Raw genomic sequence first — 25,852 nt, forward strand, 5'->3', positions numbered from 1 at the left:
CTGCTGCGGCAAAGCGAAAGAGCTACGCACCGCTGACGCGACCGCTAGAGGGCTTCGATTAGCCCTCTAAACCTCAGTCGGGATCCCTGGAATCTCGCTGCTGTTGGTGACGGGGAGTGTCATCATCTGCCCCAGCCGCGAAACGGTGAGCTCCGCCGCCGGAATGGGCTCCGAGACCTGTCCGCCGCTGAACACCATCACCCGGTTGCTGTACTGCAGGATCTCGTCCAAATCCGCCGAGGCAAAAAGAATAGCCGTACCCGCTTGGGTGCGTTCCAGCAATTGCCCCCAGACCCACAGCGCCGACTCAATGTCCAACCCTCGCGTTGGGTGCTCCATCAGCAAAAGACTCAGGGGTGTGGGCAAGAGAGCCAACTGACTGCGCTGTTGGTTGCCCCCCGAGAGTTGCTCCACCCGGCTGTAGGGGTGACCGCGAATGCTGAAGTGTTCAATGGCCGCTTGGGCCTGTTGACGGGCCAGAGCCCAGTTGATCCAGGGATCCTGCTGCTGGAGGGCAAAATGCTCCTGCAAGGTTAAGCCGGGGATCAGCCCTTCCCGCAGCCGATCCGCCGGAGAAAACCCCACCCCACAGCGCAGGTAGTCGCCGTAAGGACGGCCTGTCATCTCCTGCCCCCTCAACAAGATCTGGCCCCGCCTGGGCGGCAACAACCCTGCACAGGTGAGAAGGAAAGAGCGTTGCCCACTGCCTTCCAAACCGGCCAACCCAATCACTTCCCCCGGCTGCACCGCCAGATCTGGCAAAGCCAAGGCAAACGGCTCATGCCGCACCACCAGAGAGCGCAACTCCAACAGGGGATCCGCCCTCCTTTGCGGAGAATGGGGCCGAGCCGGGGGTGCCAACTCCCGCCCGAACATCCAATCGATCAACTGCTGTTCCAACAGGGCAATGTCTTCACCCCTAACAGGCAGCTCCCCTACCACCTCCCCCTGCCGCATCACCGTCACCCGATCGCAAAGGCATTCCACATCGGCCAGCTTGTGGGAGACGAAGATCACCGATTTGCCCTGCCCCGCCAGCCTTCTCAGAGCCGCGAACAAAAGATCTTTTTGCGCTGCAGAAATGCCCGTCGTCGGCTCATCCAAAATCAAGGTGTTGATCCCCAGGGAAAGCAACCGCAGCATTTCCAGTTGTTGCCGTTCCCCCACCGTCAAGCTGCCGATGGCTCCATCGGGGTTGAGGTTGAAACCAAACTCTTCACAGGCTTTCTCAAGACGTTTCCGGCTTTCTCGCAGCCCCAAACCCAAGCGCCCCCGCTGCCCGGCAATAAAGTTTTCCAGCACCGTCAGAGAAGGAAAATCCAAGGGATCCTGGTGCAACATGCCAATGCCCAGACGAATGGCCGCTGCAGGGCTGTTGATGCGAACCGGTCGCCCATCGATCCAAATCTCCCCCTTATCACAGCGCAGAGAGCCGCTCAGGATCTTAACTAAGGTACTTTTGCCGGCCCCATTCTCCCCAAGCAGGCCGTGGATTGTGCCCGCCTCCACCCGCAAGGACACATTGCGGTTCGCCTGTACCGCCCCAAAACGCTTGTGGATGTGCAGCAGCTCGACCTTCATCTTGACTATGGTAACTTGCTCCCCCCAAACTCAAAATCCGGAAGAATACACTTGCTGAGGTTGCAAGCGCCAGTGCTACGATAGCGGCAGCTCGCCGTCAGGCGTTGGCTACGGACGAGTTCAGCATCGATCTGTGGTTCGCCCTGCACCCCTTCTTCGCCCTTCTCCCCTGCCACCTATCTCGGATAGCAACCGCCTCAAAATCTTCTCAGGCAGCGCCAACCCGGCTCTGGCTCAGGAGGTAGCGCGTTACCTGGGCATGGATCTGGGCCCGATGTTGCGCAAGCGCTTTGCCGATGGCGAGCTGTACATCCAAATTCAGGAGTCGATCCGGGGTGCCGATGTCTACTTGGTGCAGCCCACCTGCCGCCCCGTCAACGACCACCTGATGGAACTGCTGGTGATCATCGATGCCTGTCGCCGTGCCTCTGCCCGGCAGATCACCGCCGTCTTGCCTTACTACGGCTACGCTCGTGCCGACCGCAAAACGGCAGGACGAGAAGCGATCACCGCCAAGCTGGTGGCCAACATGATCACCCAGGCAGGGGCCCATCGCGTGCTGGCCATGGATCTGCACTCGGCTCAGATTCAAGGCTACTTCGACATTCCCCTCGACCATGTCTACGCCCAGCCGGTATTACAGGCTTACCTCAAGGAAAAGGGCTTGCTCGACGAAGACATTGTGGTCGTCTCTCCCGATGTGGGGGGTGTGGCTCGTGCCCGTGCCTTTGCCAAAAAACTCAAGGAAGCCCCTCTGGCAATCATTGACAAGCGCCGCCAAGCCCACAACGATGTGGAAGTCATGAATCTGATTGGGGATGTGCGGGGGAAAACTGCCATCCTTGTGGATGACATGATCGATACCGCAGGCACCATCTCGGAAGGGGCAAAATTGCTGCGCAAGCTGGGAGCCAAAGCGGTTTATGCCTGCGCCATTCATCCTGTTTTTTCTGAGCCGGCCATTCAACGCCTGCGGGGTGGTCTATTTGAAGAGGTGATCGTCACCAACACCATCCCTATCCCTCCAGAGCAGCACTTTCCCGAGTTAACCGTTCTCTCGGTAGCTAATGTGCTGGGGGAAGCGATCTGGCGCATCCATGAAGATAGCTCCGTCAGCAGCATGTTTCACTAAAGTTTCTCCAGAGTATCGCTAGAGTAGAGTGGGTGCAGAATGGGTGCGCCTGCTCCTTTTCCCTGTGGAGATCAGCCCAACCAGGCACCCCCGATCTGTCGTGATGGACTGGGTTGAGCCAGCTCCTCGGCCAGGTTTTCCCATGTCACCTCCCATTTCTCGCTCGCCAAGATCCGTTGTGCACGGTTTTGCTTTCCCGCGGACTGCTCCCAGGGAAGGGCAGTCCCTTCAAACCGAACTGGGTACAGCGCTGTACCCGCTGTTGCAATTGTTGGGTCAACTGTTGAAAGTACCTTTGGTCTATCTAGAACTGGCCCAGCCGGGATCCAATCCCCACTCGTCTTCAAAAGGGATCCTCTACCGGGATCCGCAAAGGATCCCAGCCGGAGAACCTTTCAACCCCGATGTCGGCTCTGAGCAATGGCCTTTTCATGAGTCCTTTCTCTTGCAAACTGAGCAGGGGATCCGGTTGGCCAATCTGCACCTGCTTGACTGCCATCCTCGCCAACTGAGTTCCTTTGAACGGGAACAGATTGACCTCGTTGCCCTCAGCCTGAAGCACATTCTTCTCCAAGCCCAGGAGCATCGGCAAACCCTCGAGCAGCTCCAATCCCAACTGCAGGACAGCCGCAGCACTGCTGCCCGCTACCAGCAGATCTTCGAGAACGCCGTCGAAGGCATTTTTCAAACCACCCTAGAGGGCAAATATCTGGTTGCCAACCCGGCCTTGGCCCATATTTTCGGCTACGAATCCCCTGAGGATTTGATGCACAACGTCTCCGATATTGGCACCCAAATCTATAGCGATCCGGAGCAACGAGCCGAATTCATCCAGCGCATGCTGAGAGAAGGTCAAGTTGTGAATTTTGAACACCAAGTCTGCTGCAAAGATGGCAGGCTAATTTGGATTTCTTTAAATGCCCGTACCATCTACAACGACCAAGGGGATCCCCTCTATTTTGAAGGATTTGTTACTGACATCACAGCATCCCGTCAACTTAAAGAACGACAACAACAATTGGAAGAAGCCCGCCGAGAGAGCGAGCATCGTTTTCTGCAACTGGTAGAGAATACGCAACAACTGTTTTGGATTACAACGGTCTACAGCAAAGAGCTGATCTACGTCAGCCCAGCCTGTGAAGCCATTTGGGGCCGCTCCGCCGAAGAGGCCTACGCCAACCCCCAAGCCTGGATCCGCCAGATCCACCCCGACGACCGCTGGTTGTTCCCCACCATCCTCAAAGCCCAATCGGAGGGCAAATCCACCGATGTTGTCTTCCGCATTTATCACACTGATGGCCGCCTGATTTGGCTGCGGGAACGCACTTTTCCCATCGCCGACAAAGAGGGCAAAATCTATCGGGTAGCAGGGATCGTCGAAGACATCACTGAGTCCAAGCAACTGGAAGCCGAACGGCGTCGTATAGAGCAAGCCTGGCAACAAAGCGCCAACCATTTTCGGCAGATTTTTGAGCTGGCCCCCAATGGAATTGCCCTTGTGGACTTGCAGGGGCGATTTATCCAGGTCAACGATGCCTTTGCCCAGATTGTCGGCTACACCCCCGAAGAATTGAAACATCGGCAACAACTGGACATTCTCCACCCCGAAGATGTCAACCCACTGCTGGGGGCCAATGAGGCTTTGCTGGCAGGGAAGGTCTCCGTCAGCCAGCGCCAGATTCGCTACACCCACCGTTCCGGCCAGGTTGTTCATGTGCTGTTTCAGGCCACCCTGCTCACCGACGAGGAAGGACAGCCCACCCAGTTTCTCAACCAGGTGATCGACATCAGCGCCCGCGTGGAGGCAGAAATTGCCCTCAAAGAAAGTGAAGAACGCTTCCGCCAATCCTTTGAATGGGCCCCCATTGCCAAGGCCATGACCCACGTGGATGGCACCTATTTGCAAATCAACGCCGCTTTTACCGAAACCCTGGGCTACACCCTGGAGGATCTCAAAGGGAAAACCGTCCTCGACATCACCCATCCCGACGACATCGCCACCACTCTGGAAAACAGCAACCGCCTGCTGGCCGGCCAGGTGCATCAGTGCGAACAGGAACAACGCTACATCCACAAGAACGGCCAAATAGTCTATGCCATTCTTCGCATCACCCTGGTGCGCACGGCCCAAGGGGATCCCAGCTACTTTCTAAGCCAGATTTTGGACATTACCGAGCGCAAGCAAGCCGAGGCAGCCCTTCGCCAAAGTGAGCTGAGTTTACGGGGCATCTTCCAGCAGTCAGCCCTGGGCATTTCCATCGTCGATCATCGGGGCCATTACCTAAAAGTGAACCCCGCTCTGGAAGAGATCTTGGGCTATAGCGCTGCCGAACTGACCCACATGAGCTTCTGCGACCTCACCCATCCCGAGGACATTCAGGAAGATTGGCAACTCTTCCAGGAGGTTTTGAACGGCCAACGGGATCGCTACCACCTGGAAAAACGCTACATCCACCGCAGCGGAAAGGTGGTTTGGTGCCGCCTGGCAGTCTCTGCAGTCCGGGATCCCGAGGGCAAAAACCTCTTCATCATCGGCATTTGTGAAGACATTACCGAAGAAAAACGGGCAGAGCTGCAGATCCAGGCCGCCCTTCAGGAAAAAGAAGTTCTGCTGCGGGAGATTCACCACCGCGTCAAAAACAATCTGCAAATTATCTCCAGCCTGCTGCGGCTCCAAGCTGACCAGATCAAAAGCCGCAAGTACGCCCGCGTTTTTAAGGATGCCGGCAGCCGTATTCAAGCCATGTCTTTGATCCACGAAGGTTTGTACCAATCCAACAATCTGGCCGCTGTGGATCTCAAGCAGTACTTGCACAATTTGATCTCCAACCTCTTTCACTCTTACGGGGTAAACCCCGAGAGCATTCGCGCCAACATCCGCGCCGAAGGGATCCGCCTCAACCTGGACGATGCGGTCTTGTGTGGCCTGATCATCAACGAGTTGGTGACCAACAGCCTCAAGTATGCCTTCCCGAAGGGCCGCAGCGGGGAGATAGAGATTCATTTCAGCCAAACCCGCAAATATACTCAGTTGCGAGTCTCCGACAATGGCGTTGGCTTGCCCCCGAACTTTGACTTCAAGGAAACTCAATCTCTGGGTTTACAACTGGTTGCAACCCTCACCGATCAGCTACAGGGCAAGATACAATTGAGAAGCAAACCGGGTACCACCTTCATCATTACCTTTCCGAGGAGCGAGCCTTGAAGAGAGTTCCACCCCTTGTCAAAGGCAGTATTCTGGTCGTCGAGGACGAGAAGATCATCGCCAAGGACATTGCCAACGTTCTGAAAAAATTTGGCTACGCTGTGCCCGCCATTGCTTCTTCCGGGGAAGAAGCAATCCGAAGGCTGGAAGAGATGCCGGTGGACTTGGTCTTGATGGATATCGTCCTAAAAGGCGATATCGATGGTATAGAAGCCGCCAAGCGGATCACCGAGCGCTTCAACATTCCGGTGGTGCATCTGACGGCCTACGCCGACGAAGACACCCTCTCCCGCGTCAAGGAGACCCGGCCCTTCGGCTACATCATCAAGCCTTTCAAAGAGCGGGAACTCTACACCACCATTGAAATTGCCCTGCACAACCACCGCCAGAGCCTCGAGAACCGCAAGCTGGAAGAAAAAAGAATCGAAGAGCTGCGGCAAAAACTGCAGCAGCTGCAGCAGTTCTCGGAGGTGAAGGGCACTCTGTTCAAGAAATTCTTGCAGGATCTGAGCGAGCCCCTCTCGAACCTCAGCTTTGCCTTGGGTCTGCTCAAGGATGCCGAGTCGGAGCAGAAGCGGGAGCACTATCTGCAGGTGCTGGAGGATGAGTTTCGCCGTGAGCTGGAGCTGATCCACCAGACCTCTAACCTGGAAAATCTTTTAAACCTGGAAAATGTTGGCCTGTTGAGCCAGTTCAGCCTGCTGCGTCCCCAGGAGCCCAGCCGTAGTCACCGGTTGGAGGAGGAAGCGCCCACCCCTGCAGCCACGGCCCCCCAAGAGTCGGCAGGCTCTGCCCCCACACCCAGCCCCACCGCCGTTACGGCGCCACGGGCACCGCTGCGCCCCCTCAACCAGACTCAGTTGGCGGAACGGTTGGGGGTGGTGGTTTCCGCCATTACCTACTGGAAATTCAAAACCGGGTTTCCGGAGTGGAGCCGCAGCCGGGATCCCGAGGGCATTTCTTGGCGCTATTCCCCCGATTCCAAGCGCTTTTCGCCCGTGCCCTAGCTAGCGTTGCACCACTTCCACCCGCACAGGCGCCAGCCCTGAGCGCACCATCCCCAACACCTCTGCCGCCCGCAGGGAAAGGTCGATGATCCGACCGGGAATAAAAGGGCCGCGATCGTTGATGCGCACCACGGCCTGGCGGCCATTTTTCAGGTTGGTCACCCGTACCTCGGTGCCAAAGGGCAGGGTGGGGTGGGCAGCCGTCATCTCATGGCGGGTTGGGTGCAGGTCATACCAAGAAGCAATGCCCTCTTGCACAGGCCCAACCACGCGGACGGGGGCGGGTTCCTGTTGAGGGGCTGTTTTCGGCTTGGAACCTGCAACAGCGGCTTTGGCGGTCAGAGCAGCCGGTTGAGGCAGGGCCGGAGCTGAAATGGGCGGGGCATCGAGCAGCAGACGGCGGAGACGGTTGGCGGCCAAAACAGCCACATCCACCGGGCGCTGGTTGTCGATCAACAGCACTCCATCGTCGATGCGCAGCAATTCCTTGTTGTTGACCTGAATGGTGTAGAGAGGAACACCCAAGCCTTGTTCGGCCAATTCCAAACCTGCCCAACCTAGGGTGATGGTGGTGTCTTTCAGGGATCCCTGGGCCATTTGGTTGAGCTGGGCCACAAGGGCGCTGGCCCGCATGAGCGGTGGCTCCAGCCCAGGGTGCTCGACAAAGCTGACAATGGGCAGATCCCGCACATAGACAGTAACCACCTGTTGCCCGTCCATCTGATAGTCGTAGAGGGTGGAGATGGGCTGGTTGGTGTGCTGCTGTTGTTCGCCGATCTTGAGAATGGGTTCTTCTGCTCGACGGGGCAGGATCGCCTGGCGAGATCGGTTCAAGGGATGATCCAAGTTCAGGGTACCCAGTTTGGCAGGGGCAAGACCCTCGTGGCCGGAGATAGGGGTTTGGGGGGTTCTCGGCAGCGTTCTGACTGGGGCTGCGGCAGCAGGGAGGGGTTGGGAAGGGGTGGCCGGGGGGGGCAATTTGGATGCAGGTGACAGCTCTGCTGCTCGGGTGTTGGGGGATCCGGTTCGCGTTGAGGCTTGTGCTCGCGGGGCGAAGCTGCCCAACATGCCTGCCGGCAAGCCCAAAGCCGTGACACAGAGACAGCTGACCAAGCCCATTTTGCGGGCGGGATCCAGTCCCTGTCCAAGCTGTTTCCAATTTCGCATGAGGCCGCGCTCCTCTCCAATCCTGTACAACTTCCAAGGCGACGGTTAAAACAGAAGTTAATGTACCATAGGTTTCTGAGTTGACCAGTTTGCACAGTCGGGCACAAAAGCCCAAGTCTTGATAGCATAAGGGGTTTCGGCATCTTGGACTACCGCTCAGCAGGGGTTGACATCGATCTGGGCCAGGCCTTTGTCAGGGGGATCCGCGAGCGCGTTGAACGGATTCAAGTTCCGTCTTCAGGTTCTTCAGAAACCTTGGGTGGCATCGGCGGCTTTGCCGGCCTGTTTGAGCTGCCGACAGGGTATCAAGCGCCGGTGTTGGTGGCGGGCACCGATGGGGTGGGGACAAAGCTGGACATTGCCCAGCAGTGGGGTCAGCACCAGGGGGTGGGCGTCGATCTGGTGGCGATGTGTGCCAACGATGTGCTGACGGTGGGGGCCCGGCCGCTGTTTTTCTTGGACTATGTGGCCACTGGCAAGCTGGAGCCAGAAGCCCTGTGGCAGGTGATCGATGGCATCTTGGCGGGCTGCCAGGAAGCGGGCTGCCAACTGCTGGGCGGGGAAACGGCGGAGATGCCGGGGTTTTATCCCCCTGGGAAGTACGACCTGGCCGGGTTTTGTGTGGGAATTGTGGAGAAGGCGGCCATTCTGGATGGGTCGCGGGTACAGCTTGGGGATCGGTTGTTGGCTTTGCCCAGCAGCGGCCTACACAGCAACGGCTACAGCTTGGTGCGGCGGATTGTGGCCGACCGGGGTTGGCGCTGGGATCACCGGCCTCCCGGCTGGGATCGGCCTTTGGCGGAAGTATTCCTCACCCCCACCCGCATCTACGTGCAGGCGGTGCAGCGGCTGCAGGCAGCAGGGATCGCCATCCACGGCATGGCCCACATCACTGGCGGCGGGATCCCGGAAAACTTGCCCCGCTGTTTGGCCCCCAACCAGGCGGCGCGGCTGCAGCCCCATAGCTGGCCCATCCCACAGGAGTTTCTCTGGCTCCAAGAACAGGGCCAGGTGGAGACCTTGGAGATGTTCCGCACCTTCAACCTGGGGGTGGGCTATGTGCTGGTGATCCCCCCTGAGGCGGAAAATCAGGTGAGATCCCTGCTCCCCGAAGCCTTCCCCATTGGGGAGGTGGTGGCGGCCTGTCCAGGGGAAAGCCGCGTTCTGGGACTGGAACAGTGGGGATCCCTCACAAGCCCTGCCGACTAGCCAACCGATGGATCCCCACCAAAAGGGGGAAAGGGATCCCAGTTCCCTCGACTCATCCTCGCCGTCGCTATGCTAAGTTGGCATATGGCCTCAGCGCTGTTGCCCGCCTTCTTGCCCGAGCCTGCTTCCCGACACTTGTCCTCTTTGGGAATAGGGGTAACTCGGCCTTGGACCGTTTGCTAATCGCTGCTGACCCTCTAGGTTAGGAGTTGCTGATGACAGGTTTACCCACTGCTCGTGCAACCGCGGGTGCCATCGAAGTTGAGCATCTGAGCAAAACCTACGGCAGCTTCACTGCCATCCGCGATGTTTCCTTCCAGGTGAACGCCGGCGAGATCATGGGTTTTTTGGGGCCGAACGGAGCCGGCAAGACCACATCCATGCGCATTTTGGCGGGGTATCTGCCTGCCAGCGAGGGGACGGCGCGGGTGGCCGGGTTTGATGTTCACGAAAACTCGATGGCGGTGCGGCAGCGCATTGGCTATCTGCCGGAAAACCCACCCCTCTACCCCGACGTGACGGTGGAGGCGTACCTGCACTTTGTGGCCCAGATCAAGCGGGTCAGCGCTGGCGATCGGCCCGGGCGGGTGGACGAGGCGATCCGGCGGTGCAGCCTGGAAGAAAAGCGCCACACCCTCATCCGCAAGCTCTCCAAGGGGTTTAAGCAGCGGGTGGGCATCGCCCAAGCTCTGGTTCACGACCCGCCGGTGATCATCCTGGATGAGCCCACCATTGGGCTGGATCCCAAGCAGATTATCGAGGTGCGCAAGCTCATCAAGAGCCTGGCGGGGGAGCACACCATCATCCTCTCCACCCACATCCTGCCCGAGGTGAGCATGACCTGCGACCGAGTGGTGATCATCAACCGCGGCCAGGTGGCGGCCATTGGCACGCCTGCCGAGCTGACAGCCCAGCTCCAGGATCGGCAGCAGGCAAAGCTGGTGGTGGGGGCAACCGAGGCAATGGCCATCCGGACGGCCCTGCAGCCTTTGCCCCAAGTGGAGGTGGTGAGCCTACAGCCCTTGGCGGCGGATCCCTCCCGCTGGCAGGTGCAGCTCAAGAGCAACGCTGCCGCGGACGGCTGGATCCCGGAGGTGGCCAGGGTGCTGGTGCAGGCGGGGATCGACCTCTACGAGATAGGCCGCCCGCAGGCTTCTTTGGAAGAGATTTTCCTGCAGCTCACTACGCAAGAGGGATCTGAGGGCGCATTGGAGGAAGCGGCATGAACGGAGTGGTTGCCATTTTTCGCAAAGAGCTGCGCGGCTACTTCACCTCCCCCATTGCCTATGTGGTGGCCGCGGTGTTTTGGGGACTGGCGGGGTTTTTCTTCTTTAATATTCTGGTGCGGGTGATCAGCTTTTCTCAGCAGGTGGATCTTTTCGCCCAGTTCGGCCAGGAGAACAATTTCGACGCCGCCACCATCCTGTCGCAGCAGTTTCTCAACCTCTTGGGCACCCTCTCCTTATTTCTATTGCCCATCTTCACCATGAGCTCCTATGCCGAGGAGCGGCGGCGAGGCACGATGGAGCTGCTGGCTACTTCTCCCATCACCAACTTGGAGGTGGCCCTGGGCAAATGGTTGGCGGTCTGGGTGTTTTTCATCACGCTGCTGCTGCCGCCGCTGGTCTACCATGTGCTGGTGCTGAGCAGCGCCAACCCGGCAGTGGACTACCGCCTGACCCTGATGGGTTATGTGGGCCTAACCCTGCTGGCGGGTAGCGTTATGGCCTTGGGGTTGTTTATCTCTTCTCTGACAGACAGCACCCTCATCGCAGCAGTGGCCACCTTTGGCTTGATTTTGTTGCTCTGGGTGATCGACGCGGCAGCCGGCCAGGAGGAGAACTGGATTGCCGCGACGCTGCGGCATGTGTCTTTGCTGCAGCAATACAGCAACTGGGTGCAAGGGATCCTCAGCAGCAGCAGCCTCATTCTTTTCTTGAGCATCATCGTCCTGGGGCTGTTTGCCACGGTGCAATCGGTGGAAAGCCTGCGCTGGCAACAGAGCTAGGGTCAGATGGGAGGAGTGTGGTGTTTGCGGCAGCGGTGCGGAGCATTATGAAGGACTGGCGCGCGTTAAAGGACTGGACAGGGATCCTGGGCATCGGCGTCATCGCCATTGGCCTGGTGGTGGGATCCGCCTTTACCGGTTGGACGGCTGTGCCCCTGAGCATGCTGGCAACAGGTTTGGCCCTGATGGTGGTTTGGGGCATCACCCACCGGCAGGAGGTGGGGGTCTTCCTCGGTCTGCGTTCCACCCAGACCAACGCCAACATCCTGGTGGCGGTGGTGGCAATGGCCGTCATTCTGGTGCTGGTGAATGTGGTGGCGGTGCGCTACGACCTGCGGCTGGATCTCACCGAGGAGGGCCTGTTTACCCTCTCGACCCAAACCCGGCAATTGGTGCAGGGATTGGTGCAACCGGTCAAAGTTTGGGTGGTCACCACTGCGCCGGATCCCAACTTGCGGGAACAACTGGAGCGCTATCGCCGCCTCAACCCCAACCGCTTCCAGTTTGAGTTTGTGGATCCCAACCGGGATCCCTTGACCATTCAGCGGCTGCAGGTGACCCAGAACAACACCCTGGTGGTGGAGGCCGGAGAAAGCCGGCAACAACTGCCTCAGCCCCCTGCCCCTGATCTGGAGAGCAAACTGACCCCCGTCCTGTCCAAAGTGGTCAACCGAGGGGAGTTGCTGGCCTATTTCGTGCAAGGGCACGGGGAAGTGGGGCTGGAAGCGAGGGAAGGTACTCCAACTCTGGCCCAGGCGGCGGCAGCCCTGGGTCAGGAAGGCTATCGGGTAGAGCCCCTCAACTTGGTGCAATCGGGGATCCCAGAAGAGGCGGATGTCCTGGTGCTGGCGGGGCCACAGCGGGCTTTGTTCCCCGGCGAGGTGGAGAAACTGCAGGATTATCTGGCGAAAGGCGGACGGCTGCTGTTGCTGATCGGGCCGCGGGTGGAGGCTGGCCTGGATCCCTTGCTGGAAGAGTGGGGCGTGGTCTTGGGGGATGACATCCTCATTGAGGTGAGCAGCGTCAGCCAACTGTTGGGGACAGGGCCGGCGGTTGCCCTGGTTACTACCTACGGGGATCACCCCATCACCGCCCCCTTGGCGGCCCAGCGGCTAATGACCCTGTTCCCCCTGGCCCGCTCTGTGGAAACCGAAGCCCGCGAAGGGATCCAAGCCACGCCCCTACTGCGCACCAGCCCGCAAAGCTGGGGGGAGACCAGTCCTGAGCTGGAAAGTGGCCCCTTGCAATTCGATCCGGATCAGGACAAGCCCGGCCCCCTCACCTTGGGTGTTGCTTTAACCCGCCGTTTGGACGCCGACCAGGCCGACACAGGATCCCCGCAGGAGGCCCGCCTGGTGGTGATCGGCAATGTCAACTTTGCCCTCAACGGCAACTTGCGGCAGCAGGGCAACCGGGATCTCTTCTTGAACACCCTCAACTGGCTGACTGAGCAAACGGAGCAGATCTCCATCCGCCCCAAATCCATCACGGATCGCCGTCTCACCCTGACCGGTCAAAACTTCCGCTGGCTGGTGCTGGGATCGACGGTCCTTTTGCCCTTGGCGGCCCTGGGTTCCGGAGCTGCCCTGTGGTGGCAAAGACGGTAGAGCTGGAGGAAAGCAGGCATGTTCAAGCGAACCACCTGGATTCTCCTGGGTTTGGCGGTGGCCTGTTTGCTGGGCTACTTCCTCTTGGACAACATCCAGCAACTGCGTCAGGAGCAACAGGCGGAGCGAGCGCGGCTGTTCCACTTTGCCACCGACACCATCGCCCGCATTGAAATCCGCCAACAGAAAGAGGGGGAACCCGTTCGCGGCAGCGGTGCGGAGTACTTGGAAATCCTTTTGGAGCGCAATCCAGAAGAAGAGGGATCCCGCTGGCGGATCGTCGGTCCCATCCAGTCGGCGGCGCTGGACTTCCCCATTGAGCAGTTGCTCAACACCTTCTCCCGCCTCACTCCCCAAATCACCCTAGAGGGGGCCACCGACCTAGCCGCTTTTGGCCTGGATCAGCCGCGACACCAAATTGCCCTTTTCCCCAAAGAAGGGGATCCCTACCGCCTAGCCATCGGCAACGACAACTTCGATGGCTCCGGCTTCTACGCCCAGCCCGAAGGGGGACAGGTGGTGCTTCTAAGCAGTGCCCAGAAGGGATCCCTGTTGCCCTCTCTCTTGGCTTTGCGGGACAAGACTTTGCTTCAGTTTGATACAGCCGAGGTGAAAGCCCTGCAAGTGCAGTTGGCAGAGGCGGAGCCGGAAGTTGTTCGCCTGCAGCGGCAAGACGTTCGCGCCAGCGGTGCGGAGCACTTTACTTGGCAGATTGTCCAGCCCCGCGAGCTGCCTGCCGATGAGATCAACGTCAACCGCTTGCTCAATACTCTGGCCCGCCTGCAAGCCGTGGAGTTCCCCGCCGAGACCAAAGACGAGCTCGCCCCCTATGGCCTGGAGCAGCCTTCCGCCCGGCTGACGGTGGAGCTGGAGGGCGGCAAAACCCTGAACGTCGCTTTGGGATCGGAGAAAGATGGCCAGGTGTACGTCATCACCTCTGAGCACCCGGCAGTGGCCACCCTGCTCACCAGCACCGCCGATATTCTCCGCTCCGACTTGGAAGAGCTGCGGGATCACCGCATTGCCCGCCTCAACGCCAACCAAGTGGGCCAAGTCACCTTAGAATCCCAAGGGGAAAAGGTCACCCTCACCCCTCGGCCTTCAGAGAAGGGATCCTTGGAGCTGCGCTGGGAAAACTCGGAGCGACCGGGCCAGCCTGTGGATCTCGGCTCTCTGTTCTCCAGCCTGAATGCTGCCCGCGCCAAAGAGTTTGTGGAACAAGCTGATGCAGAAGCCCAGAGGGTGTTGTCTGATCCGGACCTACGGCTGACCTTTGAGCCCAAACCCGACGCCGAGCAGGATCCCTTGGCCCTGAGCTTGGCCTCCTCTGGCTTGCGGGCCTATGTGCAAAGCAGCCGCCAGCCGGACATTGCCGTGATCGAGCTGAGCACCTTCAACAGCCTGGAAACCGAAGTGAATCGCCTCTTGGAAGGCCAGCCGGAGAGCAAGGACTCCGCCCCACTCACGCAACCGCCTTCCACCCCCTCGCCCCCGAGTTCCTAGAGCCTTAGCCAGCAGGGGTAGCTGTCTTCTCCTCCGCGGTTTGGGTTGCTTTTTTCAGGGCTTCCCCTTGTATCGTCAACACCGAGCAGGGGGCGCGGTGCAGCACGTAGTTGCTGACGCTGCCCAGAAACAGCTCGCTCAGGCCGGAGTGGCCGCGGCGGCCCACCACCACCAAGTCCGCCTCCCAAGAGCGGGCCAGATCGCAGATGACTCGACCGGGGTTGCCGTAGTTGAGGCTGTACTCAGCACGGATCCCGTGCTCAGCCGCTTTCTCCACCAGCGAGCGCAGGTAGTCCATCTGGTTTTGCTCGAAGATGGCGCATTGCTCCCGATAGGACTGCCACAGCTCGGCGCTGATGGTGGAGCTGTAATCTACCCCCAGGATCATCGGCGGCTCTGGGGCACCCGGCTCTTCCTGAGACAGAACATGGAGAATCATCATGCTGGCCTGCATGGCCTTGGCCACTTGGACGGCCTTTTGAAATACTCCCTGGCTCAGCTCCGACCGATCCACTGCCACCAAAATCCTGCTGAACATATCGGCTTCCTCCAGATGGCTAACAGCGGGGCACAAGGCAGAAGCAGCGTGACTTCGGGGTTGACCTCTGACCCCTTTTCCCTCGACTCCAAGCTCCCCTCTGCTCTGCCCCATCTATCTGTGTTGTAGAAGATTTGGGCGAGAAAACCCCAGATATCTTGAACGAACTAGGCAGATTGGCAACGAAAGTTCAGAGATCTTGACACCGGTCAGAAGGCATCGCCTTGGGCTGCCCACTCCAACACCGCCTGCAGCGCCTCGGCCTGCTCTTGCCAGACTTGATCGAGGGGAGTGCCCCGCAGGATTTCCAGCGTTAGGGTTGGGATCCGCCGTTCCTGCCCTGCCCAAGTGCCCAGAGAACCGGGGGTGGGATAGCCAATGTCGGCGGCGACGGGCAAGCCGTTGCAAGCGGCCATCACCTGGGCCAGCTCAAGGGCAGGGCCGTTGTAGTTCACACAGGGGTGTGCCTGACAGGAGTGGGCAGAAAGGATAAATTGGGGCTGAATCCGGGCCAAACTCGTCAACAACACTTGCGTTTCGGGCTCGGAGCCTGGGGCTGCTCCGGGCGGATAGCGAGCTTCCAAAGAGGCCGGGATCCAATCTTGGGTGGGCAGATTGCGGTTGAGATCCACACCGTTGGCATTGAGACGTTGCCCCAGGGCACAGCCATCCGGGTTCAAGCGAGGGATCGCCCACAAGGTCGCCTTCCCGGCCAAGGATCCCCATCTCCCCGAGGCCACATAGCGCTCGATCAGAGTGTATCCTTCCACCTCGTCCCCGTGTACTCCGCCGATCAGCAGCAAGGAGCGGATCCCTTGGGTGAGCTGCCAAAGGTGAATAGGACGTCCCTGCACCGAGTAGCCGATGACCTGCAGGGATCCCAAGGGTTCGCCAAGTTTTTGAGACATGGGGGATCCCGGCAAGTCTCGCAACCGTTAGAACGGGAGATCGTCCGGCTCCGGTGGGGAAACCACATCCCCCTCAGAGGATTCCACAATCGCCGGTTCGCCCATCCCCGTCAGGGAGAGAACGCGAGCGGATCCCAGTTGATGGACACGGCGCGCGGTGATCTCGGCCAGCTTTTCCTTGCGCCCATCTCGCTCCACCACATTCATGTGCAGTTGGCCTTCCACTGTGATTTGGTCGCCCACATGGCAGGTGTCCACCACCCTTTTGGCCAGTTCTCCAAAAGAGGAAACGCGCACCCGGTAGGGCGGCTCATCCGGGCGCAAGCTGGGAAAGCCAATCACCAAGGACGCAACAGCTAAGTTATCAGGGGTGTAGCGCAGCTCTGGCTCAGACAGAACCTCGCCCATCAACACAATCGAGTTCATAACGGAGCCATCCAGGGATAAGGGGCAGCTCAGGGCACTTCCATCATGCCCGCAGGCCAGGATGCCGTCAAACCTAGCCGACGCGGAGAGTCATGTGGCGCAGCACACTCTCGTTGATGCGCAGGTTTTTCTCCCAGGCAGCCACCGCATTGGGTTCGGCTTCGTAGTTGAACTGGATGTACAGACCCTCCTTGAACTTTTTCATCTCAAACCCGGCAAAGCGGCGCTTGCCCCTATTGGTAATCTCCACGTGGGTTACTCCGTTCTCTCGCAGGATTGCCTCCTGACTGCTGAGCAGTTGTTCGAGGGGTTCATCTGACAGATCAGGACGCACAATCAGCATCGTTTCGTAAGCGCGGGGCATGGAAGCAAGTTCTCCTTAGAATCCAGTGGTAGAGACGCAGTGGACTATACTAGCTTTTCTTTCCCACAACCGAAAAGGCTGCCGCCCAATTCCCATACCCTGGCCGCAGCAGCCAATGCAGGTGAGGCTGCTCACAAGAGGGGATCCATTGTCCGATACAATAGGGATTGCTTCATTGGCCGCTGGTTGGCCCGGCCAAGACACGCTGAATCGAGAGTTGGGATTCCAAGCATGAGCGCAGACGAAGTTTATAGCCGTGTTCGCAAGATCGTGTCCGATCAACTGGGCGTGGAAGATGACAAAGTGACCCCAGAAGCCAATTTCCAGAACGACCTGGGGGCCGACAGCCTTGATACGGTGGAGCTGGTCATGGCTTTTGAAGAGGAATTCGACCTGGAGATCCCCGATGAAGATGCAGAAAGGATCGCCACCGTGCAAGACGCTGTCAACTACATCCTCTCGAAGAAAGCTGCCTAATCTGCCTCCATACCCCTGGGCTAACACCGGACGATGGCTACTCTGGATCCCGCCACTGCTCTCAGGCCAACCCGCCGCGTTGTGATTACGGGCCTGGGTGCGGTCACCCCTATCGGCAACTCTCCTGCCGAGTTTTGGCAGAGCTTGCTGGCAGGGCGCTCCGGCATTGGGCCGATTACCCATTTCGATGCCTCCCGCCACGACTGCCGTATTGCCGGAGAGGTGAAGGGATTTGATCCCCTCGACTATTTGGATCGCAAGGATGTCAAGCGCACCGACCGCTTTGTGCACCTGGCGATGGCGGCCACCCGGCAAGCCTTGGAGGACGCTGACTTTCGCATCACCGCTCTCAACGCTGAGCAAGTGGGGGTGATCTTGGGCACCGGCATCGGCGGCATCCGCGTCTTGGAAGAGCAGCAGACCATCTATCTGCAGAAAGGGCCGGATCGCTGTAGCCCCTTCATGGTGCCCATGATGATCGCCAATATGGCTGCGGGTCACCTGGCCATTCATTTTGGCGCCAAAGGCCCCAATTCCTGCACAGTTACGGCCTGTGCCTCTGGCTCCAACGCCATTGGCGATGCCTTTCGGCTCATCCAGAGGGGAGAGGTGCAAGCGGCGATTACAGGTGGCACGGAAGCGGCGGTTACCCCTTTGTCCATGGCGGGGTTTAGTGCCATGAAGGCCCTTTCCACCCGCAACGACACCCCGGAGCAAGCCTGTAGGCCCTTCGATCGGGATCGGGACGGCTTTGTCATGGGGGAAGGAGCAGGGATCCTGGTGCTGGAGGAGTTAGAGCACGCCCGCGCCCGCGGGGCCAAGATCTATGCGGAGATAGTCGGCTATGGCCTCACCTGTGATGCCCACCACATGACCAACCCTGCCCCCGGCGGCGAGGGAGCGGCCCGGGCGATGCGGCTGGCCCTCAAGGATGCCGGGCTTCAGCCTGGGGATGTGCAACACATCAATGCCCATGCCACCAGCACCCCTGTAGGGGATATTGCCGAGGTCCAGGCCATCAAGTCGGTCTTCGGCGAACATGCCCCCCGTTTGGCCATCAGCGCCACCAAGTCCATGACCGGCCACCTGTTGGGGGGAGCGGGCGGCATTGCCACGGTGGCCACAGCTTTGGCCATCCACCACGGCTGGGTTCCTCCTACCCTCAACTTGGACAACCCCGATCCCGAGTGCGAAGGGCTGGATTTTGTACCCCACAAGGGGCGGCAGATGGCTGTCGAGGCCGCTTTGGTCAATGCCTTTGGATTTGGTGGGCACAACGTCACGCTGGCTTTGCGCCGCTACTCTCCCGATTGAAAGGCTTGGCCTATGTCTTCTCCCGAAAGTTCGTCGCCCTCAGTTCGCCAACAAGCCTTGGCCGCTTTGACGGCGGAGCTGGCGCAGCAAGGTCACCCGCCCGAATATGCTCAGCACATGGCGGCGGCGGTTATTTTTCAAGCGGATTTGGATCTGTGTGCAGCTCAATTGGCGCGGGTGCTCAGTTGGCTGAAGCAAAACCATCCTCAGCTCTATCCAGAGGCAGTGCAATTGGTGGACACCACTCGGGAAGAGTTCGAGCGTCGCGTCCAAAATGGATAGACAAGCCATCTGCTGTGATCTGAAGCAGGGATCCGGCAGTTGGGTTGCGGTCGTTAGCAGAGGGTGATGTCCCCCCTATGGGACTGCAAGGGGTGATCTTGAGCTGGAGTGGAGTGGTGGCCGATGACGAGAGCCTGCACCTACAGGCCATCAACCAACTGCTGGTGGAAGAGAACCTGCGCCCCTGGAACCTGTGCTGGCCGAAGTCGGGATCCCCTGGGCAGCGGGAGCTTTACCGGCTGCAATACCTGGGCCGACCGGATCGAGAGCGCCTGCCGGCTCTGTGGGGGGATCAAGGGCGGGTGCTCAACCCCAAGCAGCTGGAAGAGCTGCTGAAACGCAAGGCCCTATACTACCAGCAAGCTTTGCAGGGGCAAAGGGAGCTGCCTCTCATTCCCGGCCTGAGGGAAACTTTGGAGACGCTGGAGCGGCTGCAACTGAAGGTCGGCCTGCTGTGCGGCCAATCGGCAGCCGAGGTGACCGCTTTTCTGGAGCGTTTCCAGTCCTGTTGCCCGGCCCTGATACAGTTGACCGATGTGGGCTCCTATCAAGTGACGGGGGATGATGCAGGCCCAATATTTTCCCCAGGACACTTGCACCGCCTGCTTTTGCAGCGGATGGAATTGCCTGCCCAGGAGTGCTTGAGCATTGAGGCCACCTACCCCGGCATTCAGGCAGCCCGTTCGGCAGGGATCCCGGTGCTGGCTCTGGCCACCTTCTTTCCTCTGCACATGCTGCAGCGGCGGGCCAATTGGGCGGTGGACGGCTACCATCAGGTGGAATGGGATCGCATCCGGAACTGGTTTGCCGGCGGGCAAAACCGTCCTTCGACCCCAGTTGAAGCAGAAGCGGAGGCCGGTTCCTTCAAGGGATCCCAGGGAGGTCAGCCCCAGCCCTAGGGCAAGATGAGCATGCCATCCCCAAAGGAATAGAAGCGATACCCCTGCTCGATGGCCTCTCGGTAGAGATCCAGCAGCCTTTGCCGCCCAATCAGCGCAGCCACCAGCATCATCAGGCTGGAGCGGGGCAGATGAAAATTGGTGACCAGTCCTTGAATCACCCGCCAGGAGTAGCCGGGGTAGATGAATAGATCGCTTTTCCCCTGCCAAGGCTGCAAGGTGCCAGAGGCTGCCGCGGTTTCCAAAGAGCGCACCACAGTCGTTCCCACCGCGATCACCCGCCCCCCTCGGGCTTGGGCTTTTTGGATGGCTGCCACCGTTTCTGCCGGCACCTTGAGCCACTCGCTGTGGAGACGATGCTCGGTTACCCGCTCCGCTTCCACCGGTCGGAAGGTACCCAGGCCGATGTTCAGGGTGATGTAGGCCGTTTGGATCCCTTTTTGGGCCAGCCGCTCCAGCAGCTCCTGGGTAAAGTGCAGCCCTGCCGTGGGAGCAGCCACCGAGCCGGGGTGTTTGGCCCAGAGGGTTTGGTAGTCTTCAGGGCGAACTTGTCCTGAGCCCGGGGATCCGGAAGTCTTGATGTAGGGAGGAAGCGGGATCCGGCCCACCTGTTCCAGGATTTCCTCAAAAGGTTGCGCCCCTTCCCACTCAAACTGCACCACTCGCCCGCCGGTTTCCGGGTCCAAAGCCAGAACAGTGGCCCTCAGCCCAGAGGGGGATCCCTGCTTGCTCCAAAAACCAATCCGATCCCCCACCTTCACCCGTTTGCCCGGCCTGACCAAAACCCGCCAGCTCCACGCCTGATCCGGCAGAGGTTGCGCAGCGGCAGGGATCCCTTCCAGACAAGGCTCCAGCAGCAACACTTCGACCCGCGCCCCGGAGGGTTCCTTGGCCCCGAACAGGCGGGCCGGGATCACCTTGGTATCGTTGAGAACCAGCAGATCCCCCTCCCGCAGGTAGTCGGGCAGATGGCAGAAGCGGCGATGCTCGTGCCTATCTGGGTACACCACCAGCATCCGCGCCTGATCCCTGGGCTCCACCGGCGTTTGCGCAATCTGGTCTGGAGGGAGAGTGTAATCGTAGGAAGCTGTAAGCAGATCGGGATTGGACTCCCTATCGCCCAAAGGCTCGGCCTCACTGGGGGGAGCAGCAGCAGGCGAAAAAGAGTCAGGCATGGAGATGAATCAAGATGGGGTTCTACGTGGATCCAGCATAGCCAACCGGATCCCGCCAACCCTCTCCCTTTTGAGGGAAGCAGCTAAACCTTGGCCACCACCACCTGCTGCGGCTGATCCTGATACTTGCCGGCGCGGTCGGCGTAGGTCACTTGGCAGGGATCCCCTTCCAGAAAAAGAAGCTGGACCACCCCTTCGTTGGCGTACACACGGCAGTCGGCGCTGGAGGCGTTGGAAAACTCCAGGGTGAGATAACCCCGCCATCCCGCCTCAGCGGGCGTCAGGTTGGCAATCAGGCCCACCCTGGCATAGGAAGATTTGCCAATGCAGATCACGGTAATGTTATCCGGAACTTGCAGCCGCTCCAAAGACACCCCCAACCCATAGGAGTGGGCCGGGATGATAAAGTAATCCCCCATCTCGTCGTGGTGCAGCTCCACCGCTTCCAGATTCTTGGGGTTAAACCGCTTGGGATCCACCACCGTGCCGGGCACATGGCGAAAGATCTTGAACTCCACCGGCGACAGGCGGATGTCGTAGCCATAGGAGGACAGCCCGTAACTCAAAACAGGCCGAGACTCAACAGCGCGCACCAGCTCAGGACAGAAGGGCTCAATCATCCCTCGCCGCGCTTGCTCACAGATCCAGCGGTCGTTTTTCAACATGGCTACAGCCGGCTTCCTGGAGAGTGAGGGCACATCTGGTGGACAAGCTCCAGTCTTATTGGGACTCCGCCCCCCTGACGCGACCCGTGTTGCCTAGGTCTTTCGGAGCGGAAACTGTTTGCGCTAGCGGTGCGGAGCAACATGGGCTGCTGTAGGCATAGCACCTGTGCCGCTGACTTGAGGGGGATCCAGAGAACAGGCAACATTCCCATCGGCAGTGCGGAGCCCTGGGCCTGGGATGCCACGTAGGCGCAGCTGCGTGATCAAGTCGGCCCGCTCCAGAAACGAATCTGGCATCTCCGGCCCGGTGATCACCATGTCCATGGAGATGGGGCGTTGGTCGATTAAGCTCAGCACTTCCGCTTCTGGGATCAGGCCCAACTTCACAGCCAAGCTCAGCTCATCCAACACCACCAAGTCATAGCGGCCACTCCTGACAGCCTCCTGGGTAAATTGCCACAGCTCATCCAATGCCACCCGCTCCTCAGGCTCTAGGTGAGGTGTATCGATGCAGCGGTGCAGGCAACAACGAACCCACTCCAAGGATCTGCCCAGGGAGAGACGATTTGCGGGCCCCTGATTGATCCCACCCTTGAGAAATTGCACGATCAGCACCCGCGTTCCCTGGCCTGCCAAGCGCATCGCCTGAGCCATGACGGGCGTAAACATGCCCCGGCTGGGGTGGGTGTAAAGCTGCAGGGATCCCTGGGGAACCAACTGGGCGGAGAGGGATCCATTCTGCTGAAGGAAAAGCTCGCCGGCAGCAGGGCTGGCTTGAGCCGCAGGCTGTTTGGCGCGGGCTACAGGAGCGGCATCCTTGGAGGAAGGCATAGGATTTGGAGAAGCAGTGCAAACCACGTTCTATCTCGCGAGCAGGCTAGAGAACACGGCCCTAGGTTACAAGGCCTACAAGTGGTGGAGAGCGTCGGCTATGGATTCCATGAAACACCACCTGTGCGTATCCGTCAATGAGTCGGTTCTGCTTCTAGCTGGCATACAAATCATCCCCAATAGAGTAATAGAAAATACAATCCTTGCCCATCCTAGCCTTTTGGCACAAGAGGCAATACCTGAAAAGCTTTGACAGGGGATCTCAATAAAATTTCAGGCCTAGCCCAGAAGCTTGTGTGCAGGGCTATCTCACTTGAGTATAGAGGTGCTCTATAAAAATTTGAGAAAAAGATCAATTTCTTCCAAATAAGATTAACTCTCACAAACAGGAATGCCAGTACCAGCAGCCCACCCACGAGAGAGGAGCAAGGGTCAACCTACCCCAAAAGCCTTGTCCACCAGGAGAGATAGTCATTTTTAAAATAACTATACATTTGGTCGGGAGCCGGGTAGGCCTACACATTAGCGAACATTCGTAGTAGAGAGAATTGTAACCAAAAGTCCAAGGAGTTAATTTCTAACCTCGAGAGTGAAGAAATATAAATTCGTCAATCATCTTCGTCAAAAAATGGATTATTGACAATACTTTTTTGAAAACCAGCATCTGATTTAGCAGAAGCGTAAAGAATTGCGTGCCTTTTATACTCTGAGGTCGTCTTCTTCAAGAGATCGCCTCTTTGATCATTTTTCTTACCGGTCTCAAGGCCAATGTTTTCTACTTAATTTAATCTCTATTTCTGTTATGAGAAATGAGCATTGGGCGTTCAGTTTGGATCCCACTTAAAATTGACCTGAAAAAGCTCTGGGGCTTTGGGTGCTGAGATTGCCGGGATCCCATTGCGCAATCAAAGCCGAGTCCTTCCTCTGGCGAGGAGAGATTTTTGTTGAGAAGGTAGATCCAATCCTGGAGAATACTTGACCCCTCCTCCAATCAGCCAGAAAGTCCGGGGATCCCACCCTCGATCCCTGGATCAAAGGGAAAAGACTCTATCCCGCCGGCACAAAAGTTTTCTGTCACCGACTTGGGCTTGGGAAAAACCCTAGGCCATTGTGAACTCGGGGTGTGCGCCGCCGGGAGGGACTGGGATCCGTCTCACTGTTGGGTGGGCTGGCTTCTGGGTGTCGGTGTTCCAAATTGACGGCTTCTCCCCCCAGCACCAAGGTGGAAGCATTGCCCCCATCCAAGTTCAGGGCATGGCGACAGCCCAATTGCTGCATCAACTGTGCCATCTCCAGCAGGGTGAGCCCTTGATTTTCCTGGGCATTGCCGGCGGTAACCAGCAGCAAATGTCCGCTGTCCAGTTGGCCGATGGCACTGCGGGCGGCTCGCTGCCTGCGAAAGAGAGGCTGAAATCCCTCCAATCGGGCATCCAAAACCACCTGCCCATCCAAGAGCAAGAGCGGCCCTGCCCCTAGGATGTGGGGATAGGCCTCCAGCTCGGGCGGATCCAAGCGCAGATGAAGGCTGAGGCGATCCCCGGGAACCAGCTTGCGGGCTTCTAGGGCACCTTCTAGCCCCCGCCCTGCCAATACATACCCCTCACTGGGAATCTGTACCGTCAAACTGCCGGCCAGGCCCGCCACCAGAATTTCTTGCACCTGATCCTGCCGCACCATCACGAGCATTTCGTCGTCCGTTTGGGTGGTGTAGGTGGATCCCCAGTCGGGGGTGAACTGGGAGATGCCGGGCAGGATATAGCCTGTATTGATGCCCACCACTGGGATTTGATCCCCAATGGCATTGCGCAGCTCTGCTTGCATCTGCAGACGGGCAAAGCGCACGGATCCCCCTTCTTGCCCTGCCGTCCCATCCGACCAAGCGATGACCCCACGACCCAAAATGGGGCTGGAGATCCAGCGGCCATCCCGACGAATTGCCCCCAGCGGCTGACGGGTGTTGCGGTTGAAAAACCCACCGTTAATGGCGGCTACTGCTCCCTGTTCGGGGCCAAAGGAAGACAGCTCCCCCAGACCCACCAGCCCCGCGCGTGCAGCCCAGATAGGCCGCAGTTGGCCGGCTGCGAGAGAAACCACCACGATAGAAACGGGGATCCGATTGTCTCCAACCCAAACCTCCTTCTGGTACAAAGGGATCCCTTGCACCACCCGCACCGGCTGCACACCGAGGGTCACCTGAGCTTGAGCAGCCACGCTGGGCAAAAAGAGAGCAGCAGTGCAGGCTAACCCCCAGCCCATGACCCAGGCGCTCAGCTTGGTTTTGGACATGTCTTCACGTCTTTAGGGCTTCACCATTGTCATTGGGAGATGCTCATCCCCCTGCGGCAAAGGTTCCCATCACAATGAGCGACAACAGGATCCCGGGAAAGAGCAGCGTCACCAAGATCAGCAGTTCGGATAGGGTCATTGGGGAATGCTACCTACTTAAGGATTGAGCCAACACAGCAGCCCTAATTTTCACCCTAGCGATCCTATGGAAGTGGCCCAGGATCCCTTTGGGATCCCTTAACACTCGATCACCGGTTTGGCTGCCCGTGCACGCCATCTCCGGCAGTATCCTGGCAAGGGGAAAGCCTCATCCAACGGTTCCTATGGGCATCCAAGGCAAACGCATTGCCGTCGAACCCGGCCATCTTCGCCCCTGGCTCAAAGAGGCTGTTTTGGCAGGGGGCGGCGAAATTGTGCCCCTGGCAGAAGCAGAAGCCTTGGTCTGGGCCGATGCCTTTGATGTGCCTGGCCTGAAGCGTTGTCTGGCGGAAGGGAAAGGGATCCGCTGGGTGCAGCTGCCCTGGGCGGGGGTAGAGCCTTTTGTCCGGGCAGGGGTTTTGCATCCTGCCTATGTGTGGACTTGTGGCAAGGGAGTCTATGCTCAACCGGTGGCAGAACATGCCTTGGCCTTGACCTTGGCCGGCTTGCGCGACTTGAAGATCCGCGCCTTGGCCCAAACGTGGCAGGAGGGCTCCGGTACCAGCCTCTGGGGCAGCCGCGTGGTCATTTTTGGGGCCGGGGGCATCGCCCAAGAGTTGATCAAGCTGTTGCAGCCTTTTCAGTGCTCCATCGACGTGGTGCGTCGCAAGGCGGATCCCTTGCCGGGGGCCACGCGGGTGGTGACACTCGCGGAACGGCAAACGGTGTTGGCAGGGGCAGATGTGGTGATCCTGGCTTTGGCCCTCACGCCGGAAACCGAGGGGATCATCGCCCAAGCTGAGTTGGAGCAGATGGGATCCCAGTGTTGGTTGGTGAATGTGGCGCGAGGCAAGCACATCGTGACCTCCGACTTGGTGGCCGCCCTGCAGCAGGGGGTCATTCGCGGGGCCGCCTTGGATGTCACGGATCCCGAGCCCCTACCGGATGGGCATCCCCTCTGGAGCTTGCCCAACTGCCTGATTACCCCCCACACTGCTCTTACCGATGCCATGATTGTCCCAGCCCTCTCTAAGCGGGTGCGAGAAAATGTGCGGCGCTTCCGGGCCGGGGATCCCTTGCTAGGGGTGGTGGATCTGGCTTTGGGGTACTGAGGCCCCCAGTCCCTCCCT

The 25,852-nt window shown here is 59.1% G+C and carries 23 protein-coding genes; 13 read left to right on the plus strand and 10 right to left on the minus strand.

Annotation, left to right across the window (positions count from 1 at the left end; translation table 11 throughout):
- Positions 1 to 66: 66 nt before the first annotated feature.
- On the minus strand, positions 67 to 1,581 hold the full coding sequence (locus ACVWY8_RS09555) for an ABC transporter ATP-binding protein (protein ID WP_457394355.1): 1,515 nt from the start codon (positions 1,579 to 1,581) through the stop codon (positions 67 to 69).
- A 133-nt stretch (positions 1,582 to 1,714) separates the two neighbouring features.
- On the opposite strand from ACVWY8_RS09555, the gene ACVWY8_RS09560 reads away from it, so the two are divergent.
- The 3 genes from ACVWY8_RS09560 (at position 1,715) to ACVWY8_RS09570 (ending at position 6,925) form a co-directional block, all read left to right on the plus strand.
- The gene (locus ACVWY8_RS09560) at positions 1,715 to 2,713 is read left to right on the plus strand and encodes a ribose-phosphate pyrophosphokinase (protein ID WP_011433256.1); all 999 of its coding nucleotides are present in this window, start codon (positions 1,715 to 1,717) and stop codon (positions 2,711 to 2,713) included.
- A gap of 142 nt (positions 2,714 to 2,855) precedes the next feature.
- Positions 2,856 to 5,918 (plus strand): PAS domain S-box protein, encoded by a 3,063-nt coding sequence (locus ACVWY8_RS09565; protein ID WP_457394354.1) that lies wholly within the window; start codon positions 2,856 to 2,858, stop codon positions 5,916 to 5,918.
- The gene (locus tag ACVWY8_RS09570) at positions 5,915 to 6,925 is read left to right on the plus strand and encodes a response regulator (RefSeq protein ID WP_414380964.1); all 1,011 of its coding nucleotides are present in this window, start codon (positions 5,915 to 5,917) and stop codon (positions 6,923 to 6,925) included. The genes ACVWY8_RS09565 and ACVWY8_RS09570 overlap by 4 nt, the downstream gene beginning before the upstream one ends.
- Here the strand turns inward: ACVWY8_RS09570 and ACVWY8_RS09575 are convergent, their stop codons facing one another.
- A complete protein-coding gene (locus ACVWY8_RS09575) occupies positions 6,926 to 8,092 on the minus strand; it encodes a septal ring lytic transglycosylase RlpA family protein (RefSeq protein ID WP_457394351.1) in 1,167 nt (388 codons plus the stop codon).
- A 144-nt stretch (positions 8,093 to 8,236) separates the two neighbouring features.
- Here ACVWY8_RS09575 and purM point away from each other — a divergent pair, with 144 nt between their 5' ends.
- The 5 genes from purM (at position 8,237) to ACVWY8_RS09600 (ending at position 14,419) form a co-directional block, all read left to right on the plus strand.
- Complete coding sequence (gene purM, locus ACVWY8_RS09580) at positions 8,237 to 9,301, plus strand: phosphoribosylformylglycinamidine cyclo-ligase (protein WP_414387809.1); 1,065 nt, start codon at positions 8,237 to 8,239, stop codon at positions 9,299 to 9,301.
- A 215-nt stretch (positions 9,302 to 9,516) separates the two neighbouring features.
- Entirely contained in the window at positions 9,517 to 10,527 is a 1,011-nt protein-coding gene (locus ACVWY8_RS09585) for an ABC transporter ATP-binding protein (protein WP_457394348.1), read from the plus strand.
- Positions 10,524 to 11,309 (plus strand): ABC transporter permease, encoded by a 786-nt coding sequence (locus ACVWY8_RS09590; protein WP_011433262.1) that lies wholly within the window; start codon positions 10,524 to 10,526, stop codon positions 11,307 to 11,309. Before ACVWY8_RS09585 ends, ACVWY8_RS09590 begins: the two co-directional genes overlap by 4 nt.
- Before the next feature lie 47 nt (positions 11,310 to 11,356).
- Entirely contained in the window at positions 11,357 to 12,916 is a 1,560-nt protein-coding gene (locus tag ACVWY8_RS09595; protein ID WP_457394346.1) for a GldG family protein, read from the plus strand.
- Positions 12,917 to 12,934: 18 nt separating this feature from the next.
- Complete coding sequence (locus ACVWY8_RS09600; RefSeq protein ID WP_457394343.1) at positions 12,935 to 14,419, plus strand: DUF4340 domain-containing protein; 1,485 nt, start codon at positions 12,935 to 12,937, stop codon at positions 14,417 to 14,419.
- A gap of 4 nt (positions 14,420 to 14,423) precedes the next feature.
- On the opposite strand, the gene ACVWY8_RS09605 is transcribed toward ACVWY8_RS09600, so the two are convergent.
- The 4 genes from ACVWY8_RS09605 to rpsF form a co-directional block, all read right to left on the minus strand.
- Positions 14,424 to 14,957 (minus strand): universal stress protein, encoded by a 534-nt coding sequence (locus ACVWY8_RS09605; protein ID WP_457394340.1) that lies wholly within the window; start codon positions 14,955 to 14,957, stop codon positions 14,424 to 14,426.
- A gap of 209 nt (positions 14,958 to 15,166) precedes the next feature.
- Positions 15,167 to 15,865, minus strand: a complete 699-nt coding sequence (locus ACVWY8_RS09610; protein ID WP_457394338.1) for a M14 family zinc carboxypeptidase — start codon at positions 15,863 to 15,865, stop codon at positions 15,167 to 15,169.
- Positions 15,866 to 15,892: 27 nt separating this feature from the next.
- Complete coding sequence (locus ACVWY8_RS09615; RefSeq protein WP_414332102.1) at positions 15,893 to 16,291, minus strand: single-stranded DNA-binding protein; 399 nt, start codon at positions 16,289 to 16,291, stop codon at positions 15,893 to 15,895.
- A gap of 73 nt (positions 16,292 to 16,364) precedes the next feature.
- Complete coding sequence (gene rpsF / locus ACVWY8_RS09620) at positions 16,365 to 16,655, minus strand: 30S ribosomal protein S6 (protein WP_011433268.1); 291 nt, start codon at positions 16,653 to 16,655, stop codon at positions 16,365 to 16,367.
- A gap of 231 nt (positions 16,656 to 16,886) precedes the next feature.
- Here rpsF and ACVWY8_RS09625 point away from each other — a divergent pair, with 231 nt between their 5' ends.
- The 4 genes from ACVWY8_RS09625 to ACVWY8_RS09640 all read left to right on the plus strand — a co-directional run bounded on the left by ACVWY8_RS09625 (position 16,887) and on the right by ACVWY8_RS09640 (position 19,627).
- A complete protein-coding gene (locus ACVWY8_RS09625) occupies positions 16,887 to 17,132 on the plus strand; it encodes an acyl carrier protein (protein ID WP_414343279.1) in 246 nt (81 codons plus the stop codon).
- Positions 17,133 to 17,165: 33 nt separating this feature from the next.
- Positions 17,166 to 18,446: a beta-ketoacyl-ACP synthase II gene (fabF, locus tag ACVWY8_RS09630; protein ID WP_457394335.1), complete on the plus strand. Its 1,281-nt coding sequence runs from the start codon at positions 17,166 to 17,168 to the stop codon at positions 18,444 to 18,446.
- 12 nt (positions 18,447 to 18,458) lie between these two features.
- A complete protein-coding gene (locus tag ACVWY8_RS09635) occupies positions 18,459 to 18,728 on the plus strand; it encodes a hypothetical protein (protein WP_011433271.1) in 270 nt (89 codons plus the stop codon).
- A gap of 77 nt (positions 18,729 to 18,805) precedes the next feature.
- On the plus strand, positions 18,806 to 19,627 hold the full coding sequence (locus tag ACVWY8_RS09640) for an HAD family hydrolase (protein ID WP_457394332.1): 822 nt from the start codon (positions 18,806 to 18,808) through the stop codon (positions 19,625 to 19,627).
- On the opposite strand, the gene queA is transcribed toward ACVWY8_RS09640, so the two are convergent.
- The 4 genes from queA to ACVWY8_RS09660 form a co-directional block, all read right to left on the minus strand.
- Positions 19,624 to 20,802, minus strand: coding sequence for a tRNA preQ1(34) S-adenosylmethionine ribosyltransferase-isomerase QueA (queA, locus tag ACVWY8_RS09645; protein ID WP_457394329.1), 1,179 nt, complete (start codon positions 20,800 to 20,802; stop codon positions 19,624 to 19,626). The two genes, ACVWY8_RS09640 and queA, sit on opposite strands and share 4 nt — an antisense overlap.
- A gap of 83 nt (positions 20,803 to 20,885) precedes the next feature.
- Positions 20,886 to 21,467 carry a dCTP deaminase gene (dcd, locus tag ACVWY8_RS09650; protein WP_011433274.1) on the minus strand — a complete coding sequence of 194 codons (582 nt, stop codon included), beginning with the start codon at positions 21,465 to 21,467 and terminating at the stop codon, positions 20,886 to 20,888.
- A 123-nt stretch (positions 21,468 to 21,590) separates the two neighbouring features.
- On the minus strand, positions 21,591 to 22,298 hold the full coding sequence (locus tag ACVWY8_RS09655) for a cob(I)yrinic acid a,c-diamide adenosyltransferase (RefSeq protein WP_457394327.1): 708 nt from the start codon (positions 22,296 to 22,298) through the stop codon (positions 21,591 to 21,593).
- 1,074 nt (positions 22,299 to 23,372) lie between these two features.
- A complete protein-coding gene (locus tag ACVWY8_RS09660) occupies positions 23,373 to 24,584 on the minus strand; it encodes a phosphodiester glycosidase family protein (RefSeq protein WP_457394324.1) in 1,212 nt (403 codons plus the stop codon).
- Positions 24,585 to 24,907: 323 nt separating this feature from the next.
- Here ACVWY8_RS09660 and ACVWY8_RS09665 point away from each other — a divergent pair, with 323 nt between their 5' ends.
- Positions 24,908 to 25,834 (plus strand): D-isomer specific 2-hydroxyacid dehydrogenase family protein, encoded by a 927-nt coding sequence (locus tag ACVWY8_RS09665; protein WP_414380950.1) that lies wholly within the window; start codon positions 24,908 to 24,910, stop codon positions 25,832 to 25,834.
- Positions 25,835 to 25,852 lie beyond the last annotated feature (18 nt).

The organism is Thermostichus sp. OS-CIW-32, assembly GCF_054060415.1.